This window comes from Lysinibacillus sp. NPDC093688 (assembly GCF_050280145.1).
Classification (GTDB): Bacteria; Bacillota; Bacilli; order Bacillales_A; family Planococcaceae; genus Lysinibacillus; species Lysinibacillus xylanilyticus_B.
In genome coordinates this window covers 16071-35680 of the sequence record NZ_JBNNUX010000025.1, presented here as the reverse complement: position 1 = coordinate 35680, position 19610 = coordinate 16071, and the positions used below count along the sequence as shown (strand labels likewise).

The following is a 19610-nucleotide window of genomic DNA, read 5'->3' as shown; positions in this document are numbered from 1 at the left end:
AAGCCTCACAATCACCTCAAACTCAATCTAGGGTCCCTTTTATCCCCTTTCTAAAAAAAATACCTCCTAATTTCTTACTTTCTTTTTTAAAATTCCTTTGTTATAATAATTCTAAATTAAAAAAGAATCAATTGAAATCTATTTTCAATTAGAAACAGTTTATACTCATTGATTTATATAGATTTTGATATTGATTTTCATTATCAGGAGGGATAGGAATGGAACATACTAATCGAGAAAATATTAGTTTAATTGAGAAAACAAAGGAACATGCTGAATTAATCGCTGCCCTTATAGCAGGTTTGTTTATTTTACTTGCATGGCGTTTAGATACAAGCGGGCAAACAACAGCCTCTATTCTTTTATATATTGTTGCATTTTGCGTTGGTGGATTTGCTAAAGCAAAAGAAGGTATTGAAGAGACCATTGAAAATAAGGCACTTAACGTTGAATTATTGATGGTATTAGCCGCAATCGGTTCAGCAGCAATCGGTTATTGGACGGAGGGTGCTATTCTAATTTTCATCTTTGCTGTGAGTGGTGCTCTTGAAACATACGCAATGAACAAAAGTCATCGTGAAATTTCTGCACTCATGAATTTACAACCTGAAGAGGCTTGGCTTGTTCGTGGTGGTTTTGAACCAATGAAAGTTGCTGTATCAACTCTACAAATTGGTGATCACCTACTCGTTAAGCCTGGTGAACGTGTACCAGCAGACGGTGTCATCTTCAAAGGACAGTCTTCTATCGATGAATCTGCAATTAGCGGTGAACCACTTCCAGTAGCAAAACAGGAAGGCGACGAGTTATTTGCGGGTACAGTGAACTTAAATGGCGCCATTACGATGGAAATGACAAAGCCAAATTCTGAAACACTATTCCAAAAAATTATCCAGCTTGTACAAAGTGCTCAGAGTGAAAAATCTCCATCACAACAGTTTATAGAAAAATTCGAAGGTACGTATGTGAAATTCGCGCTACTTACCGTTGCCCTAATGATGTTTCTACCTCACTTTGTACTAGGTTGGGACTGGACGACAACTTTCTATCGAGCAATGGTACTCCTAGTCGTTGCTTCTCCGTGCGCACTTGTTGCATCTATTATGCCAGCAACACTTGCAGCCATTTCAAATGGTGCAAAACACGGTGTGCTATTCAAAGGAGGCCTACATTTAGAGCATCTAGGTGCATTACGTGCCCTTGCAGTAGATAAAACAGGCACTTTAACACAAGGTAAACCAACCGTTACTGATTTTATTGTTCGTGAAGAATTTAACCGTAAAAACGCAATGTCCATCCTTGCAGGTATTGAAGCACAATCGAACCATCCACTTGCTCAAGCAATTACTTTATATGCAAGAAAAGAAGGGATCGCACAATTTCCTCAGGCCACTATTAAAGATATCCCAGGTTGGGGTATTAAAGGTTACGTTAATGAGGTCGAGTACCTTGTTGGTAAACCAGACTTTGTTGGACTAGATGAGGCAAACGAATTTGCGAATGGTGTAGCGGAAAACCTCGCCTCAGAAGGAAAAACAGTAATTTTCATTCGTGATAAAGATGGCATCGTTGCATTGGCAGCCTTAAAGGATACCGTTCGCAACGAAGCAAAAAAAGCAGTTTCATTACTAAAAGATCTAGGGATTAATGTTGTCATGCTAACAGGCGACAACGAGAAGACAGCAAAGGTAATCGCTAAGGAAGCAGGCGTGACAGAATACGTCGCAGAATGCCTCCCTGAAACAAAAGTGACTGAGATGAAACGACTTCTTTCTGAACATAAATTTGTAGGGATGGTCGGTGACGGTATTAATGATGCACCCGCATTAGCTACTGCCACTACCGGAATTGCTATGGGAGAAGGAACAGATGTTGCTTTGGAAACAGCTGATGTCGTTTTAATGAAAAATGACTTATCAAAAATTGCCTATGCCGTACGTTTGTCTCGTAAAATGCAACGTATCGTCAAACAAAACATCTTCTTCTCAATCGGCGTTATCGTTTTATTAATTGCCTCAAACTTTTTACAAGTTGTCGATTTACCCCTAGGTGTTATTGGGCATGAAGGAAGCACCATTTTAGTTATTTTAAACGGCTTACGTATGCTGAATAAAAACGTCTAAAACAAACAGCCTCGTATCACAAAACGTGATATCGAGGCTGTCCTTTTTAATATTCCTAACTATTTGTTAATATCTCCTGCTTCACAAGCTCTTTTTGCAATGTTTTTTTCTGCATCGTCGCATTTAAAACGCCACCAAATATTAAAATAATCCCCGTGAAATATAGCCAAAGCATTAAAATAATAACGCCACCAATACTGCCATATGTAGCTGAATAATTTGCGAAATTATTAATATAAAAGGAAAAAACAAACGTAACCGCTAGCCAGGCTAGAGTCGAAAACAATGCCCCCGGCCAAACGCTCATTATCTTCAAACGAGGATCTGTATTCGGAACAAATCTATAGATCCCCATTAAAACAATAAAAATAAGTAGAGGTGGTATCGACCAGCGCATTCTATACCAAATGATTTCAAACTGCTCCTCAATGCCAACAATCGAAAATAAGAAATGCCCCACCTGTTGCCCAAAAACCGGTAGAAGTAGAGCGACAGCAATAACAACGACAAATGCTATAGTGAAAACAAGGGATAACCCTCGATCCAATATACTCCCCCTAGTTTCTGTATCGTAGGCCTTATTCAAGGCTCTAATCAACGCATTAATCCCTTTAGAAGCAGACCAAATTGTTCCAAGCACCCCGATGGATAACAAACTACTATTACGGCTTGTTAAAATTTCATTTAATGTATTTTCAATAAGCCTATATACCTCGTCCGGCATAATATTCACTAGAAAGGAATACACTTGCGTCGTCTCTAAATTCAAATACGGTAGCAATGTAACTAGAAAAATTAGTAGTGGAAAAAAAGATAGTAAAAAGAAATAAGCCAATTCCGCAGCAAGAGCTGATACTTCCACTCGCTGTAAGCGTAGTATTAAATCTTGCATAAAGCCTCTTGATGTCATCACATCTACAGTGTCTTCGTCTGGTGAGACAAATGATTTCACCACACCGACAGCTGTATGTATCGATGCATTTTTCTTTTCCATACAAATTTCCTCCTGTACGAACCAACTATTCTTTATCAGGTAAAGAAAAGGCTGATTTTGTATCATTAATCATACCTTCGATTGTAGAAGGTAATTCTTTAAATTCATCCACTTTCTCAACAATGGCATTCACATTTTCTGTCACACCTTCACACAGCACTTTAGCGGCCAATACTTTTTCCTCAACTAGTACTTGTAATTCCTCTCGATTGGCTGCATAATACGAGATTGCCTCTTTCATCTTTTTCGTTGTAGCTACTGTTTTTTCACGCGTTACACGGTCCAACATGCTTAATGCAGCACCAACTGCGGCACCAACTACGATGGATGCTAATAATTTACTTCGTCCCATATTAAATACCCCCTGCTTAGTAAATGTATATTCCTTTAGAACAATTAAGACTCATCATCAAAAGTTAGGGATGATTTTGTTAAAACGTATACCATGTATACAAGTTGATTGGAGCGGAGACTGGGCGACTCCTCGGGGATCAGCGATAGAGGAACGAAGGCTAAAACCATCACATCCTGTGATAACGCCTTCGTGACCAACATCGTGTTGGCCCGAGACCCTGGAGCGAGCAGCGCGAGTGAAGCGGCTCATCGGACGCCCCCAGGAAGCTCTGCTCTGTGCGAAAGCGAAGCGTCAGCAATTGTTTTATCTGTGCGAAAGCGTAGTGACAGCAACAACAAAGCGCCCAGTCGGAACGGAAATCAACCCTACGTTATGGTGATGAACCATAATTAAACTGTTACTGCCCTTATTCTACCCAATAACAGTCTATTTTTAAAGCAAAGCTCAAATACAGTGTTGACATTTTTTTTATTCAATGAAATGATATTTCCGAGGATTATGAAAGGTAGGTTTAAATAATGGATTTATCAGTACCGTCAAAAGAGAACGTTATTTATATGGTTGATCAAATGAAAGAAAAGCTTCGTATGGTAAATGTCGATGCCATGAAATCGGAAAATTTCGATGAAGCTAATTACGAAGACCTTGTCTATTTATACGAAATGGTCATGAAGCGCGATACATTTAGTCCGAGCGAGATGCAAGCCATCGTTGCTGAATTAGGAGCTTTACGTAAATAAATAGGATTTTGTAAATAAAAAGCTATTAGCAATAGGGCATCAAATCCTGTTACTAATAGCTTTTTTCTAATTTGTTTTTTTTGCGGCAGTACCATCCTCAGTCACAAGTGGTTGTATTAACACTTCTACACGACGGTTTTTAGAACGCCCTTCTGTAGAATCATTTGGTGCAATGGCACGATTTTCACCGAAACCTTGTATACTAAAGTTTCGACGATCTAACTTCGAGTTACTGTTTATTAAAATTTCTGCGAAGTTCACTGCACGCAACCCCGAGAGTTGTAAGTTAGAAGTGAAGTTTGGACCAGCCGGCACATTATCCGTATGACCAGTAATCACAATACTACGTGGTGGATTAGATACTAATACATCTGAAAGTTCTTTAGCTATCGAATTATATTCTGGTTTAATCTCTGCTTTCCCTGGATCGAACAAGATACTATCACGAATTGTTACAAGTAAACCCTCATCAGTCATTGCTGTTGCAAATTGACCTTCCATCTCATTCACTGCGATAAAATTATCAACACTACCTTTAATTTCAGCTAACTCCTTCTGATCCTTTAAATACGCGGAGTTTTGCTGCGCTTGTTGTGGTGTTTGATTACTTTCTGCATTCGGACTTTGTATCGGTGCAGGCTGTTCTAAAAAGCCCGTACCACCATCAAATACTTGATTAAACACCGCTGACATTTTCTCTAGCTTTTCTTGGTCTACTGAACTGGACGCAAACAGTACAATAAATAATGCTAATAACAGCGTTAAAATATCAGCATACGGAACTAACCAAGACTCATCAACATGTTCTTCATGCTTTTTTTTCCTAGCTTTCTTTGCCAAGGCCGCCCGCCCCGCTTTCATCCGAAATTTGACGACGTTCTTCCATTGTTAAGTAAGAAGATAATTTTTGTTCAATAACACGTGGTGCCTCCCCTTCTAATACCGAAAGGATACCTTCTATCATCATACGTTTTTGTTTTACTTCTACAGCAGATTTACGTTTTAATTTATTTGCAAATGGATGCCATAAAACATAACCTGTAAAAATACCTAGTAATGTAGCCATAAAAGCAGCTGAAATAGCATGTCCTAGCTTTTCTATGTCATTCAAATCTGCTAATGCGGCGATTAAACCTACTACCGCACCGAGTACCCCTAAAGTTGGAGCATATGTACCAGCTTGTGTAAAGATTGCAGAACCACTAGCATGACGTTCTTCCATTGCTTCGACTTCTTCCGTTAGGACATCACGAATATAGTCCGCATTTTGACCATCAATTGCTAAGGTAAGTCCATTTTTCAAAAATGGGTCTTCTATCTCTGAAGCTTTACTCTCAAGCGCTAATAGACCTTCACGGCGAGCTAAATCAGCCCATTGTGAAAACATCTTAATAATCTCAATATCATCTGCTAATTTTGTTTCTTTAAAAAGAATTTTAAATAGCTTTGGTACACGCTTTAACTCCTTCATGGGGAAGGCAGTTGTTACTGCGGAAACAGTACCGACGATGATAATTAGAATGGCCGCTGGGTTATAAAACGCACTTAAGTTTACACCCTTCATCACCATCCCTGTTAATAGCGCGATAAACGCTAAAATTATCCCTACTACCGACGACAAATCCATTTTTTCGAACCTCCAAATCTCCTATTTACCTTTATTTCGTCCTTTTTTTCATATTTTGAATATAGTATAAATGTATTTCACATTTTTTTCGATGTAATAAATACTTTTTATTCACTTTCCGACTATATTTGATTATATTGAATTAAGAATAATACACTAAATTGTCTTTATTTAAAATTAGTTAAGAATTTGTTATTATCCTTCGACACAAAATTATCAATTTATGCTGAATGAGTCGTAAAAGTAGGTTTAAATACCTAAAAATATCAATTTTACTATATAAGCTATTCGACTGATAATCTGAAATCGATTCGGATAATTACTAAAATTTCGTAGAAAAATAGTGTAAAACAGTTGTTTGTCGATGGTTCAGACGATACTTTTTTTCACGCTCGCAATAAAAGCGCTCCGAAAGACTCATTTATTTTTTTCTCCTATTTAATCAATTATACCTTGGCATAATTGCGTACGGCTTCGGCTTTGTGCTTGGACAAAAAGCTCCTTTCACCACCTAAAGGCACGGAATTACCTATTCCACAGTCTTGTATATTGTTTTTGAAGGAAATGCCTTTTGGAGAGCTATTGAAGAATGAGCTAAATGAAAGCTTGGCACATGACTTTATAATTAGTTTTGAGTAAATGAGTACAAACAGCATTCCTGCGGATAGGTAAAAAAGAATCTATTCTCTGTAATAAAAACTGGGTATTTCAAGTATTTTATACCTACTAATATTAGTCCAGACTAGGTATCTTATGGATGTCATAAATTCTCCTTAGATTTTCCTAGTAACCTATTGTATAATTACTTTAGACAACATTGTAGATTATTTTAGTAGAGAGGAGCTTTCATTATGTTCATTACGACTGTACTAGGCTTTTCGGCCGTTTTACTAATTTCTATGGGATTCTTCATCCACTACTTACAAGTTGGTTTAGATACTAAGTCTTCAGTAACTGTAGATGCAAAACCAAGTGAAAAATTCTAATTCTTTCAGCGGATGTCACTGAATCGGAAAGGAATGCTTTGGGGATGTTAGCCTAAAATCATCGCATCCATGCGATATCGGCTAACTGACCTGCATCGTGCAGGCCTAAGCACAAAGCCGATTCCGGACGCAATTATGCCAAGGCATAATTGATTCTATCTAAAAAAACAGCTACCAAACGTAGCTGTTTTTTATTTTTTAAATTATTTCGTTTCGCTAAATAAATTACTAAACTTCTTTTTTTTTCATAAAAATTGCGTGAATATTGTCATTATTATTTGCATATTGATCATTTTGCTCTAAAATATTTCTGTAGGGAAGGGAGCAATCTTTCATGACAATGTTACAAGACATTCTTAAGTTTAATGAAGATTTCGTTCAAGAAAAAAAATATGAGCCTTTTATTACAACAAAGTATCCTGATAAACGCATCGTTGTGTTATCTTGTATGGATACTCGTCTTGTTGAGCTGTTACCTAAAGCTATGAATTTACGTAATGGCGATGTAAAAATCGTTAAAAGTGCTGGGGCATTAGTTAGTCACCCTTTTGGTGCAATTATGCGTAGTTTACTTGTAGCTGTTTATGAACTGCAAGCGGATGAAGTGTATGTTGTTGGACATTACGACTGCGGTATGAGCGCAGTTGACCCAGAAGCAATGCTAAATAAAATGGTTGCTAGAGGGATTAATCCCGATACTATCAAAACGGTAGAAAATTCAGGTCTTGATTTAAAAGAGTTTTTACGTGGCTTTGGCGACGTAGCAACAAGTGTTAAGAAAAGCGTAGATACAATTCGCAATCACCCGTTAATGGTGAAAGATGTGCCTGTTCATGGATTAGTAGTTGATCCAAATACAGGTCGCCTTGATTTAATCATAGACGGTAGTAAACAATAGTAAAAATAAGAAGCGTCTATCCTTCATTACTTGAAAGTAAGACGCTTCTTTTTATTCGTTCTCTAAACGTGCATACATATAATGATCCACCCATTGGCCATTAATGTACAGCAGCTTTCTCAAAAGACCTTCTCGCTGAAATCCAGACTTTTCTAAAACTCGGATAGAAGGATTATTTTGTGTTGAAACATAAGCCTCTACACGATGTAAGCCTACTTGCTCGAACGCAAATTGCACGACCATATTCACTGCTTCTGTCACGATCCCTTTTCCCACATAAATTTCATCCATCGCATAGCCAACAAACGCACTGGAATACGGTAAACGTTTTACTGCATAAAGAGCAATATGTCCTATTAGATTATTTGTACCTGGCTCAAAAATACCGAAAGTAAATTCCCTCTTTGAGTCCATTAAGTATAAGCTTTCTTGAATTTTTTTATATTGAGCATTAATTGTATAATATTCAGGTCGTTGTAACGGTTCGTATGTAGACCAAAAATATTTATTGCGGCTTACGAGATCAGTTAAACTTTGTGCGTCTTTTTCATAAAATGTGCGAATGTAGCATTTCCCCCCCTGAATTGATACCACATTTTCACCCTTTTTCCTCAATAGTCTCCAAATTTTAAGCACCATTTTTCCACACTAACCTTCCGATAATTGTTTAAAGCCTGCGTTCATTTTCAATGGATCTAACCCCAATTGCCTGAAGTTTCACTGTATCCCGTTTTAACGGCCAGTAAATGTCTTTCCCTGTTTTAAATTGAATTTCAATCAACATAGTACACGATTAACTGACTATAATGCTCAACTAACAATTTGTGGGTAAACCCCCACCGAATTGAAGTTTTACTTTATTGTATGTAAAAAAAGATGCTGCTACAACTAAAACATCTCGTCTTGTTGTTACAGCATCAATAACATTATTTCACTTTTTGTTTTTGTTTTTTAGGCTTCTCTTCTAGCAATTCAAGGCTAGACGATTCAGCATCTTCTAAATGCGCTTTGTCTAAGACATTCGTTACATGAAGGCCACGTTTTTTTGCTTCACGTTCTATATGTGCTAGTGTTTCTTGCAGCACCTGTACACGTGCATATTTTTTATCGTCTCCTGGTATTAGAACCCATGGAGCACTTTTCTTATCGGTCTTCTCAAACATTTCATTTGCAGCTTCCGTATACTGTAGTGTTTTTTCACGATTTCGCCAGTCTTCATCTGTTAGCTTCCAAGACTTATACGGATCTTGCTCACGTTCTTTAAAACGTTTAAGCTGCTCCTCATCTGATACTTGAAGCCAAAACTTAATAACAATATAATCTTCTGCCGTTAAAATCTTTTCAAAATTATTAATTTCTTCGTATGCACGAGACCACTCTTCATTTGTTGCAAATCCTTCAATACGCTCAACTAATACACGGCCATACCATGAGCGATCAAAAATAGCGATTTGCCCATGCTGTGGTAGCTTTCTCCAAAAGCGTTGTAAATAGTTGTAGCGTAGTTCATGAGGCTGAGGTGCTGAAATCGGGTGTACGACATAACCACGTGGATCAACACGTTCGATTAGACGCTTAATAGCACCACCCTTACCAGCAGCATCCATACCTTCAAATACTAAAATTAACCCTATTTTATTGTTTAATAAAAACTGTTGAGCATTTAACATTTCATACTGGAGTACTTTTAATTTCTTTTTATACATTTTCTTATCCAGATTAACTGATAGATCTAGATTATTTAAATTTTGAGTCATTAAAACTTCACTCCTTACATTTGTATACTCCCATTGTACTAAAGAAATATATGAATGCACATTTAAATGGTAAATTGTAGATAATTTTAGCGAAACAACACGATACATTGTTGGAAATTTCCGTTATAATGAAAATATAACGTTACAGTCCTATACTTATTTGTCTTTTCCCTATACAATTTAACACGAAGGGAGAGGAAAACATGCCTCGATTTTTTTTGATGACAATCACTTACGTTGTCTCACTTATCCTAACCTTTTCATCCTATTTCATGAAAATAAACGGTCAATCTTCCTTAGAGATCTCAAATCGTTTTCCAGTAATATTTGCACCTTTTGATGTTAGTTATGTGATTTGGATTGTGGTTTACATGTTACTTGGTTATTGGTTAGTCATGAATCTAAAAAAGACATCTATTCAACAGACTGTTCTCTTTAGTAGCATATGTATCATGCAGGCGTTAGCAATTGTTGTTTGGCATCACGAACTATTTATCGTGTCAATTGTCAGTACGTTTATTTTAGTCCTGTATTTATCTAAGTTGTACAAAACGTACCCACTCAGCAATAATTCACTTACAGGTCGTTTACCCTTCTCGATTTACTTCGGGTGGATTACATTCAGCCTGATGACAAATGTAAGCTTTACGCTAACATCTTATCAATGGAATGGTTTTGGGCTTAGTGATCCCCTTTGGGCAGTTATTTTACTAACACTTGGGGTAGCAATAGCACTACATATCCGTTTCCATTATTTTGATATTATCTATCCAAGTGTATTTATCTGGTCCTATATCGGGGTCGCATTACATAATGGTTTTGATGAGCTACTTGTGTCAACGGCAGCCTTATTTTTATGTGGAGTGCTACTTGTCGGTATATTATTTATTAAAAAAAATCCTGCCCACCAAAATTAAATTGGTAGCAGGATTTTTAGCTTTTTTATTGTTCATCAAGTGAAGTTAAAATAATTGGTTTGTCTTTTGTAACGATAATTGAATGCTCAATTTGAGCAACTAATGATTTGTCTGGCGTAACGAATGTCCAGCCATCACCAGATTCCACAATATGCTCCGCTTTCGCTGAGATAAATGGCTCGACTGCAAGTACCATGCCCTCTTTCATAATTGTAGAATCCCATGCATCATAATAATTTAAAATATGATTTGGCTCATCATGTAAAGAACGACCTAAACCATGACCTGTTAGGTTCATTATCACTGTTAAATCATTGGCATATGCTTCACGCTCAACAGCTTTGCCGATTTGGTTTAATTTTGATCCAGCTTTTACTTTTGTCATTGCACGGTCGAAAGCACTTTTAGCTACGCGACATAGCTTTTCTTTATCCTCATAACCTTCACCAACTACAAATGAAATGCCCGTATCCGCAAAGTAACCATTTAATGAACCAGATACATCTATATTGACGATATCTCCCTCATTAATCACACGTTCACCTGGAATACCATGTGCGACTTCCTCATTAACACTAATACATGTGTATCCTGGGAAATCATACTCCCCTTTAGGTCCAGAAACTGCTCCTGCCTCAGCAAACATACGGCCTGCAATTTCATCTAGTTCAAGTGTTGTTACACCTGGTTTTGTAGCAGCCTTCATGGCTTCACGAATTTCAGCACAAATACGGCCGATTTTTTTAAAGGCTTCAATCTCTTCTTGCGTTTTTACAATCATTTTTAACGTCCCTTTCATCTAATATCTCTATTTAATATAACATAACTTTTTATACATAAAACGCTAAACGCTCTAAATATTATATGCCATCATAAAGTGTAAATTGCTGAAAACAGGCTCATTACTAAAAGTTAAGAATGACATTTATTTAAAACGTATGCCATGCATAAGTTGATTGGAGTGGAGGCTGGGCGACTCCTCGGGGATCAGCGAAAGAGGAACGAAGGCTAAAGCCATCACATCCTGTGATAACGCCTTCGTGACCAACCTCGGTGCTGCTGCCGCTACGTTAGCACTACGCTTTCGCGCAAAAAACATCTGTTGGCCCGAGACCCTGCAGCGAAGCGAAGCGGCTCATCGAACGCCCCCAGGAAGCTTTGCTCTGTGCGAAAGCGTAGCGACAGCAACAACAAAGCGCCCAGCCGGAACGGAAATCAACCTCATGTTATGGGGATGAGCTAAAAAACAATGATCCTTCATCCAATTTAATAAAAATAAAACCCTTCACTCGTGTGAAGGGCATAATAATTATGATTTTCGTTGCATTAATTGAGGTGCTGCCGTAAATAACAGAACACCGACAATCGCTGTTAAAATCGTTGCTGGTAGCATATATGTTCCATTATAAATAATTGAATAAATCCATGCATTTTGATCGCCAGCATACTCTGCAAAAAATACAGCGCCCCCAATGGTATGTGCTGCATAACGTAAAAAGCCCGCTATTACCGTTCCTAAAATAATATAAAGCGCCATTTTCTTTTTGTTTAAATCTTTTGCAGCCTCAAGCACTGGCCCACGCACAACGGCCGCTAAGCCTACTACTGTAAAGGCAACACCATAATCAAGTGTTCCTTGAAGCCAATGTATAATATAGGCACCAAACATTGTTTGCATAACACCAATGAGTAAACCCGTTGTCATGCCTGGAATAAGGCCCCAGCGAAATGCTATTAACACTATTGGAACCATCACGAGACTAACAGAGCCACCTTGTGCCCATACTTTAAAGGAAACCTGATCAAGCACAAGGCCAATCGCTGCGAATATCGCAATCTCCACAAGCATTAAAAGTCTTTTATTGTCCATAATTATTCTCTCCTTTGTTCCGATGTAGGATACAAGAGCAGGAATAGAAATCAGTTGGCAAATATGTTCCTATATGGCATCAATAATTATTAAAAAACGATGCCAGGACAGAGCCTCACATCGTAAAAGTGTCGGTTTCTATCCACATCCCTACGCAAGCGTTAACTTACAGGTTCAAAGAGTCAAGGCATTACGTGCCCAGTCTCAGCTGACATCATCAGCTCCCCTTGTGGTCGTTACATCTTAATTTAGTTGAACAACCTCATTGTACGCAAACACTATAACGATTACAACCTCTTCCACATTAATTTTTTGAAACTTTACTGTTTTTCATGCGTAAATATTAAAAAAGGAGGTACAACTATGGAGAACCAAAAAATTTTATCTGCCTTTAGTTATCTCAGTATCTTTTTCGCACCTTTTATTGTGCCATTAGTAGTTTACTTTGTTTCAAAAGATCACGACGTAAAGAGTCATTCTCTTCGAGCACTAATATCACATTTAATCCCAGTCGCATTTGGAATAATATTTTTTGCAGTCTTTATTTTCTCAACTTTATCATTCAACACTTTTGAACCTGATTCAGGTAGCAGTACATTTCTTATCATTTGGTTAGTTTCATTCGCAATTTACATTCTCGTCTCAATAGGAATCGTCATTTGGAATATTATTCAAGCTGTTCGCGTTATCCGATAAGTTTCATTTCAACCTTGAACAGAGAGTACTAAAAGGAGCTGTTATTTTTTGAAAGTATCTAAAGTTGTCAAAACCGCCGTAAAATTAGCACCTATCGTTATTCCAATTGTTAAAAAAGTAATCGCTGCAAAGAAGGGAACGGCTAATTCCTCCAAAAACATCTATAAGTAATAATACGTTTTTAAAGTTAAATGGGCTTAATAACAAGAATCTGCTTACTTTTTTCAGCAGATTCTTTTTTTCGTTTATTTAACAGTTCGCTATCTTCTATATGGCACTGTAATATAAAGTTTAACAATACACATGAGGAGTTGTTTATGATAAATACCGAAAAACAATTAATGAGCTTGGTTAATGCTGCACAGGTCCTAACATCAACACTCGATATAGACCAAGTGTTAGAGAAACTTATTAGTGAAGTACTCCATGTGATTAAAGGTGCTGATGCAGGTGTGCTGTTTATGTTAAATACAGAGACAGATCGTTTAATTGCTAAGCATACTGTAGGTTATGATCTAGCTTACTTGAAGAAAATTCACCTTGCCTCAAATGAAGGGATGACTGGAAAAGTATTCTCTCAAAAAAAGGCATTTAGATTCCATACTAGCGATGATGTAACTGAAAATATGGCCGATTTATTTCCACAGTATGAAGAAAACTATACAAAAGCAGTCGGTGATTTTACTTACCCAAAAAGTGCTGTTTGTGCTCCGCTTCTTGATAAAAGTAATTCATGTATAGGCGTGTTAACGATTGTCAATTTTTCAGGAGATACACAGTTTGAGAATAGTGATTTAACAATGCTTCAAGCATTTGCGAATCAATCCTCAATCGCCATCGAAAATGCAAAATTATTTACTCAAAACGAACGCTCTAAACGCATTTATAATGCTTTAACACGAGTCTCTTTAACACGAGGTCGACTAAACGATATGATCGATACCCTCGCTTCCTTACTAGGACAGTCTGTAGCAATTACCACTGATTTTTACGATTTACTTGTCACATCTTCTTCAACAGCAAAGCTTGCAACCGAAATTTTAAAAGAGCAGGAATCAGAGCATCTTCATACAGTTGTTCAACAATGCGTGCGACATCAAGTACATATACCAATCAACCATGAAATGTATGTAAGTTATTTGTTCCCTATCCATACAGAGCGGGGTGTAATAGGAATACTGTTGATTGTTATGGATCAACATTTACAGATGGATCCTCTAGATTTATTTGCAGTAGAACAGGCAAGTGCTCTTTTCGCCTTACAATTAGCCGAGGAGGAAAAGGAGCTTGAAATTTCCTTCAAATATGACGGTTATTTGTTACAACAGCTACTAAACTTGAATTTTAATGCCTTTTATAAACGTCAAGAAGCCCAACAAACGACCCATTATTTATGCGCTACTCTACAGCTTGAGGGAAGTAAGTATGGTGTTGCTCAAACTAAAAAAAAGCAGCAACAATTTAGCAAGCTACTTTATCGCTTAGCACGTTTATTTTCCTTACCAGTTTTTATCTCAGAACATGATTTACACTATCATTTTTTATTTATGAACAATCTAAGAGAACCAGTTGAACAATTTAAAGAAAGCATTCAACTTTTTTTCAAGCTCCTCGATAAGGATTCTAAAAAGTACAATTCACTGTCGTTTATCGTTGGCCTAGGGAGACATTTCGACACTATTGAAAATATTTCTAGCTCTCACCGGGACTCAAAAAAGTGCATTGACTATTTACAAACACTCGAACAGGCACCGTTCATTTTATCCTACGATAAGCTTGGACCATACTCACTTTTCTTACATAACGACCCACAGGAAATGGCAGAATATGTAGAGATGAAGCTTGGACCAATTATCGAATATGACAAACAGCATAAAACTGATTTGTTATATACACTAAAACTATTTTTTGAACATAATCAAAATCGCAAACAAACTGCGGAAGCATGCTATGTACATCTAAACACTATTAAATATAGGCTTCAGACGATCTTTTCATTGATAGAAGTTGATGAGCAAAATGGGAAAACTATGTTTGAATTAAACCTTGCCATCTATATGTTTTCTTACTTACAAAATGCGAAGTTAGCCTAAACAGACAAAGTATAGATCTTATCTTTGTCTGTTTTTACATAGTATTTTCATAGTATTCATTGTTATACTAAACCCTACTTATTGAATTTTCAGAATATTTATATTAAACTAGGAGGGCTTAACAGGAATGGAAATGTGGAGTTTGTTTACGATTATTGCTTCCCTGGCTTTATTAATTTTTCTAGCACTACGCGGGTTCAGTATCATTATTATTGCGCCAATTGCCAGCTTAATCGTCATTATTTTAAATCAAATGCCTATTTTAGATTCACTACAGGGCGACTATATGACCGGGTTTATAAACTTTATGAAAAACTACTACCTCATCTTCTTATTTGCCGCAATTTTCGGTAAATTTATGGATGATAGTGGTGCTGCTCGTGCAATAGCAGAAAGACTTTTAAAGATTATGGGACGTCATAGCAAATTTAATGCGTTGATGGCAGTCGTCATCATTTGTGCTTTTTTAACGTTAGGCGGTATTAATACATACGTTGTTATTTTTGCTATTTTACCAATTGCTAAGCCGTTATTTAAGGCTATGAATATCCCTTGGCATCTATTTACAGGAGCATTTTTCTTTGGCATGGCAACCTTTACAATGACTATGCTTCCTGGTTCACCATCTGTACAAAACATTATCCCAACGAAATATTTAGGTACAACAGCTACTGCAGCACCTGTTGTTGGGATTGTTGCTACGGTTACCATTATTGTTTTCAATTGCTTCTATTTAAAACGTCAATTGTCTAAATCAGATGCGCGTGGTGAAACATACGAAAATATGAAAAATCCAGACAAACAGGATTCAAAAGCTTTTGAGGCAAGCGAGAGAAAATTGCCGCCATTTATCTTAAGTATTTTGCCACCAATTTTCTTAATTGTTACATTAAACGTTTTTAAAGTAGATATCCTCTACACATTAATGCTTACAGTGCTTGTTTCCATCATTATCTTTTGGAAATACATAGACAACAAATTACAAGCAATTAATATAGGAGCAACAAATACAGTTTTACCAATTGTAAATACAAGTGCTGATGTTGGTTATGGCACCGTAATTGCAGCGACAGCGGGCTTCGGAGTAGTAACTGAAATGCTTACCAATATACCTGGTTCCCCTTTGATTTCTCTTTATGCCGCTATTGCGGCACTTGCAGGGATTACAGGTACTGCCTCTGGTGGTCTTGGAATCGCGATGGAAACACTGGCCCAAACCTATTTAGATTTAGGCGTTGAACCTGAGGCACTTCATCGTATTGCGACAATCGCTTCTGGTAGTTTAGATTCTTTACCACATAATGGAGCAGTTATTACTGTACTGGCAGTTATAGGATTAACACATAAAGATGCCTACAAGCATATATTTTTTGTCTCAGTAATTGGACCTCTTGTAGCAGCAATTCCAGCATTAATTACTGCGATTTTAATTTATTCGTAAACACCAATAATAAACAGTAGGAGATGAACAAACATGAAAGTCTCACTTTTCGCAACATGTTTAGTAGATATGTTTCAAACAAATGTGGGCAAAGCAACTGTAGAACTACTAGAACATCTTGGCTGTGAAGTCCTATTTCCAAAAGGACAAATTTGTTGCGGTCAGCCTGCCTACAACTCTGGCTATGTTAAAGAAGCAAAGGAAGCAATGAAAAACATGATCACAGCATTTTATGATGCTGAGTATATCGTCTGCCCTTCTGGCTCTTGCGCTTATATGTTTCGAGAATATGAAAAAGTTTTTGCAGACGATGCTCAATGGTCGGCTCGTGCAAAAAAATTGGCTGACAAAACTTATGAATTAACACAATTTATCGTAGAGGTTCTTGGCATTACAGATGTGGGTGCTAGCTTCAACGGAAATGTGACCTATCATATGTCCTGCCATATGACTCGTCTACTCGGTGTGAAAAGCCCGCCTTTAACATTACTAAACAACGTGAAAGGCTTGACGTATACAGAGCTACCTAACAAAACAACTTGCTGTGGTTTCGGTGGTACATTCTCTGTAAAAATGACACCTATTTCCGAGCAAATGGTTGATGAAAAGGTGCAGCACATTATTGAAACAGGTGCCGCTTATTTAGTTGGCGCGGATGAAGGCTGCTTAATGAATATTCGCGGTCGTGCTGAACGATTAGGTGCACATGTACAAGTACTTCATATAGCTGAAATTTTAAATTCTCGAAAAGCGGAGGTGCGTGCATAATGCCAATGAAGGTCGGCAATGAATCTTTTAATAATCGTGTTGGAGAAGGCATTCAAAATACCTTTATGCGTAGTGCCGTTTCAGGAGCACAAGACCGATTAGAAACAAATCGTCAATTGGCTACCGAGGAGCTTGGCAATTGGGAGGAATGGCGGTCACTTGGTGAAGAGATTCGTCAGCATGTACTTGCAAACCTAGATTATTATTTAACACAGCTAAGTGAGCAGGTCGCTGCACGTGGAGGTCATGTTTTCTTTGCCGCTACTGCGGAAGAAGCACAAGTCTATATCGCTGATGTCGCCAATAAAAAGCAGGCCAAAAAAATCGTTAAATCAAAGTCAATGGTAACAGAAGAAATTGACTTAAATTATTATTTAGAGGAGCATGTTGGCTGCCGTGTTATCGAAACTGATTTAGGAGAATACATTTTACAGCTCGACAACGATTTACCTTCACATATCGTGGCACCCGCTTTACACCGTAAGAAAGAACAGGTACAAGAAAGTTTCCAACATCATCACCAGTATGAAGGCTCTGAACGTCCTGAGGAACTAACAAAGCATGCACGGAAAATGTTACGTGATGATTATTTAACTGCGGATATTGGAATTACAGGATGTAACTTTGCAGTAGCCGAAACTGGCTCTGTTTGCATCGTAACAAATGAAGGAAATGCTGATTTATCGACAGCATTACCAAAAACACAAATTACTGTAATGGGTATGGAGAGACTTGTTCCAACGTTTGAAGAGCTAGAAGTACTAGTTAATATGCTAACAAGAAGTGCAGTAGGTCAAAAACTGCCTAGTTACGTAACTGTATTAAGCGGTCCTCGTCAAGAGGGTGATGTAGACGGCCCAGAAGAATTCCATTTAGTCATTGTTGATAATGGGCGGTCAGAAATTTTAGGTAGTGAATTCCAAGCCATTTTACAATGTATTCGTTGTGGTGCTTGCGCTAATATTTGTCCTGTTTATCGTCATGTAGGTGGTCATTCATACGGTTCAATTTACTCTGGACCAGTTGGGGCAGTCTTATCTCCATTACTTGGTGGTTATGATGAATATAAGGAACTACCATTTGCTTCAACACTTTGTGGGGCTTGTACTGATGTTTGTCCAGTAAAAATTCCGTTGCACGAGTTACTTCATAAGCATCGACAAACAATTGTGGAAAAGGAAGGTCGTGCTCCCGTATCAGAACGCTTCCTTATGTCTATTTTCGGTATTGGTTCCTCATCAAGTGGTATGTATAAATTCGGTTCTAAAGTTGCATCGAGTGTTTTAAAGCCATTAACAAAAAATGATCAACTATCAAAAGGCATTGGCCCATTAAAAAATTGGACAGATATTCGAGAATTCCCTGCACCTAAAAAAGAGCGCTTCCGTGACTGGTTCGAAAATCGACAAAAAGGAGATGATTAAGGAATGGTAGGCACAATTCAAAATCGCGAGACATTTATTCGTCAATTATCTTCTAGACTTCAACGTTCATCTATACCAACACATGTGGAGCGTCCTCAATGGCGATATACACCGCAGCATAAAACATTACAAAATTTATCTCAGGATGAGCTATTGGGCGTCTTACAAAAACAATGCACACGCATCAATACGAACTGCGTCGTGACATCTACTGCTGATTTAGCTACGACACTGGAAAAAGTCATTGTCGATTATAATGGTGGTCCAATTATGACTTGGCAGGATGAACGATTTGACGCTTATGGTTTGACAGCACTGTTTTCAGACACATTACCTAAGAAACAAATCGAGCTGCACACGTGGGATCCGACAATTGGCAAGGACAATATAACACTAGTAGAGAAAGCAAATATCGGAATTACAATAAGTGATATCACACTGGCGGAATCCGGTACAGCTGTACTTTTTAGCAATCCAAATCACGGTCGGACTGTTAGTTTCTTACCTACCAAATCCATCATTTTAATGCCAAAAAGTTCAATAGTACCTCGAATGACGCAGGCAGCTGTACAAATTCGAGAGCGTCTACAAAAAGGAGAAACTCTCGCCTCTTGCGTTAACTTTATTTCCGGACCTAGTAACTCTGCTGATATTGAAATGATTTTAGTTGTCGGTGTTCACGGCCCTATGTACATGACCTACATTATTATTGATGATTTATAGGAAAAAGAGGCGTATCGTTTTACGCCTCTTTTTATTGTTGTTGAAATGAAATTAAGGGCGTGATATTAAATAAAGTATGGCTCTTCGGCAAAGCGAGTGGTTGATTTCCGTTCCGACTGAGCGCTTTCCTGGGGGCGTCCGCAGGAAAGCGAGTAGCCCGTAGCGGAAATCAGCCTCTTCGAATATATAAAAATGGTT

Annotated in this window: 20 protein-coding genes and 1 riboswitch; of the genes, 12 read left to right on the top strand and 8 right to left on the bottom strand. The window is 37.7% G+C overall.

Annotation, left to right across the window (positions count from 1 at the left end):
• The first annotated feature begins 218 nt into the window (after positions 1-218).
• The gene (locus ACQKN2_RS17845; RefSeq protein ID WP_427416129.1) at positions 219-2123 is read left to right on the top strand and encodes a heavy metal translocating P-type ATPase; all 1905 of its coding nucleotides are present in this window, start codon (positions 219-221) and stop codon (positions 2121-2123) included.
• Positions 2124-2178: 55 nt separating this feature from the next.
• On the opposite strand, the gene ACQKN2_RS17840 is transcribed toward ACQKN2_RS17845, so the two are convergent.
• Both ACQKN2_RS17840 and ACQKN2_RS17835 read right to left on the bottom strand, forming a co-directional pair.
• A complete protein-coding gene (locus ACQKN2_RS17840) occupies positions 2179-3117 on the bottom strand; it encodes a YihY/virulence factor BrkB family protein (RefSeq protein WP_427416128.1) in 939 nt (312 codons plus the stop codon).
• 25 nt (positions 3118-3142) lie between these two features.
• Positions 3143-3469 (bottom strand): YtxH domain-containing protein, encoded by a 327-nt coding sequence (locus ACQKN2_RS17835; protein ID WP_427416127.1) that lies wholly within the window; start codon positions 3467-3469, stop codon positions 3143-3145.
• 521 nt (positions 3470-3990) lie between these two features.
• Between ACQKN2_RS17835 and ACQKN2_RS17830 the strand changes: the two genes are divergently transcribed.
• Positions 3991-4212: a DUF1128 domain-containing protein gene (locus tag ACQKN2_RS17830; protein ID WP_323650773.1), complete on the top strand. Its 222-nt coding sequence runs from the start codon at positions 3991-3993 to the stop codon at positions 4210-4212.
• A 66-nt stretch (positions 4213-4278) separates the two neighbouring features.
• On the opposite strand, the gene motB is transcribed toward ACQKN2_RS17830, so the two are convergent.
• Positions 4279-5052, bottom strand: a complete 774-nt coding sequence (gene motB, locus ACQKN2_RS17825; RefSeq protein WP_427416126.1) for a flagellar motor protein MotB — start codon at positions 5050-5052, stop codon at positions 4279-4281.
• Complete coding sequence (gene motA, locus ACQKN2_RS17820) at positions 5036-5839, bottom strand: flagellar motor stator protein MotA (protein ID WP_427416125.1); 804 nt, start codon at positions 5837-5839, stop codon at positions 5036-5038. Before motA ends, motB begins: the two co-directional genes overlap by 17 nt.
• A gap of 851 nt (positions 5840-6690) precedes the next feature.
• On the opposite strand from motA, the gene ACQKN2_RS17815 reads away from it, so the two are divergent.
• Both ACQKN2_RS17815 and ACQKN2_RS17810 read left to right on the top strand, forming a co-directional pair.
• The gene (locus ACQKN2_RS17815) at positions 6691-6825 is read left to right on the top strand and encodes a hypothetical protein (protein ID WP_427416124.1); all 135 of its coding nucleotides are present in this window, start codon (positions 6691-6693) and stop codon (positions 6823-6825) included.
• Positions 6826-7159: 334 nt separating this feature from the next.
• Positions 7160-7723, top strand: coding sequence for a beta-class carbonic anhydrase (locus ACQKN2_RS17810; protein ID WP_427416123.1), 564 nt, complete (start codon positions 7160-7162; stop codon positions 7721-7723).
• 51 nt (positions 7724-7774) lie between these two features.
• Here the strand turns inward: ACQKN2_RS17810 and ACQKN2_RS17805 are convergent, their stop codons facing one another.
• Positions 7775-8362, bottom strand: a complete 588-nt coding sequence (locus ACQKN2_RS17805) for a GNAT family protein (protein ID WP_323650782.1) — start codon at positions 8360-8362, stop codon at positions 7775-7777.
• Between the two features lie 287 nt (positions 8363-8649).
• The gene (locus ACQKN2_RS17800) at positions 8650-9480 is read right to left on the bottom strand and encodes a polyphosphate kinase 2 family protein (protein WP_427416122.1); all 831 of its coding nucleotides are present in this window, start codon (positions 9478-9480) and stop codon (positions 8650-8652) included.
• Positions 9481-9683: 203 nt separating this feature from the next.
• On the opposite strand from ACQKN2_RS17800, the gene ACQKN2_RS17795 reads away from it, so the two are divergent.
• Positions 9684-10397: a hypothetical protein gene (locus tag ACQKN2_RS17795; RefSeq protein WP_427416121.1), complete on the top strand. Its 714-nt coding sequence runs from the start codon at positions 9684-9686 to the stop codon at positions 10395-10397.
• 25 nt (positions 10398-10422) lie between these two features.
• On the opposite strand, the gene map is transcribed toward ACQKN2_RS17795, so the two are convergent.
• Together map and thiT are read right to left on the bottom strand one after the other, a co-directional pair.
• A complete protein-coding gene (gene map, locus ACQKN2_RS17790; RefSeq protein ID WP_323650904.1) occupies positions 10423-11178 on the bottom strand; it encodes a type I methionyl aminopeptidase in 756 nt (251 codons plus the stop codon).
• A gap of 528 nt (positions 11179-11706) precedes the next feature.
• On the bottom strand, positions 11707-12267 hold the full coding sequence (gene thiT, locus ACQKN2_RS17785; protein WP_427416120.1) for an energy-coupled thiamine transporter ThiT: 561 nt from the start codon (positions 12265-12267) through the stop codon (positions 11707-11709).
• A gap of 130 nt (positions 12268-12397) precedes the next feature.
• A riboswitch (TPP riboswitch) is annotated at positions 12398-12505 on the bottom strand.
• A gap of 125 nt (positions 12506-12630) precedes the next feature.
• Between thiT and ACQKN2_RS17780 the strand changes: the two genes are divergently transcribed.
• From ACQKN2_RS17780 to ACQKN2_RS17750, 7 genes are all read left to right on the top strand, one after another.
• Positions 12631-12963 carry a DUF4870 domain-containing protein gene (locus ACQKN2_RS17780; RefSeq protein WP_323650789.1) on the top strand — a complete coding sequence of 111 codons (333 nt, stop codon included), beginning with the start codon at positions 12631-12633 and terminating at the stop codon, positions 12961-12963.
• Between the two features lie 48 nt (positions 12964-13011).
• Positions 13012-13134 carry a hypothetical protein gene (locus ACQKN2_RS17775; RefSeq protein ID WP_323650791.1) on the top strand — a complete coding sequence of 41 codons (123 nt, stop codon included), beginning with the start codon at positions 13012-13014 and terminating at the stop codon, positions 13132-13134.
• 146 nt (positions 13135-13280) lie between these two features.
• Entirely contained in the window at positions 13281-15056 is a 1776-nt protein-coding gene (locus ACQKN2_RS17770) for a helix-turn-helix domain-containing protein (RefSeq protein ID WP_427416119.1), read from the top strand.
• Positions 15057-15183: 127 nt separating this feature from the next.
• A complete protein-coding gene (locus tag ACQKN2_RS17765; protein WP_427416118.1) occupies positions 15184-16497 on the top strand; it encodes a GntP family permease in 1314 nt (437 codons plus the stop codon).
• Between the two features lie 33 nt (positions 16498-16530).
• Complete coding sequence (locus ACQKN2_RS17760; protein ID WP_427416117.1) at positions 16531-17265, top strand: (Fe-S)-binding protein; 735 nt, start codon at positions 16531-16533, stop codon at positions 17263-17265.
• The gene (locus tag ACQKN2_RS17755; protein WP_427416116.1) at positions 17265-18689 is read left to right on the top strand and encodes a LutB/LldF family L-lactate oxidation iron-sulfur protein; all 1425 of its coding nucleotides are present in this window, start codon (positions 17265-17267) and stop codon (positions 18687-18689) included. The genes ACQKN2_RS17760 and ACQKN2_RS17755 overlap by 1 nt, the downstream gene beginning before the upstream one ends.
• Positions 18690-18692: 3 nt before the next feature.
• On the top strand, positions 18693-19412 hold the full coding sequence (locus tag ACQKN2_RS17750) for a LutC/YkgG family protein (protein WP_427416115.1): 720 nt from the start codon (positions 18693-18695) through the stop codon (positions 19410-19412).
• The last annotated feature ends 198 nt before the right edge of the window (positions 19413-19610 follow it).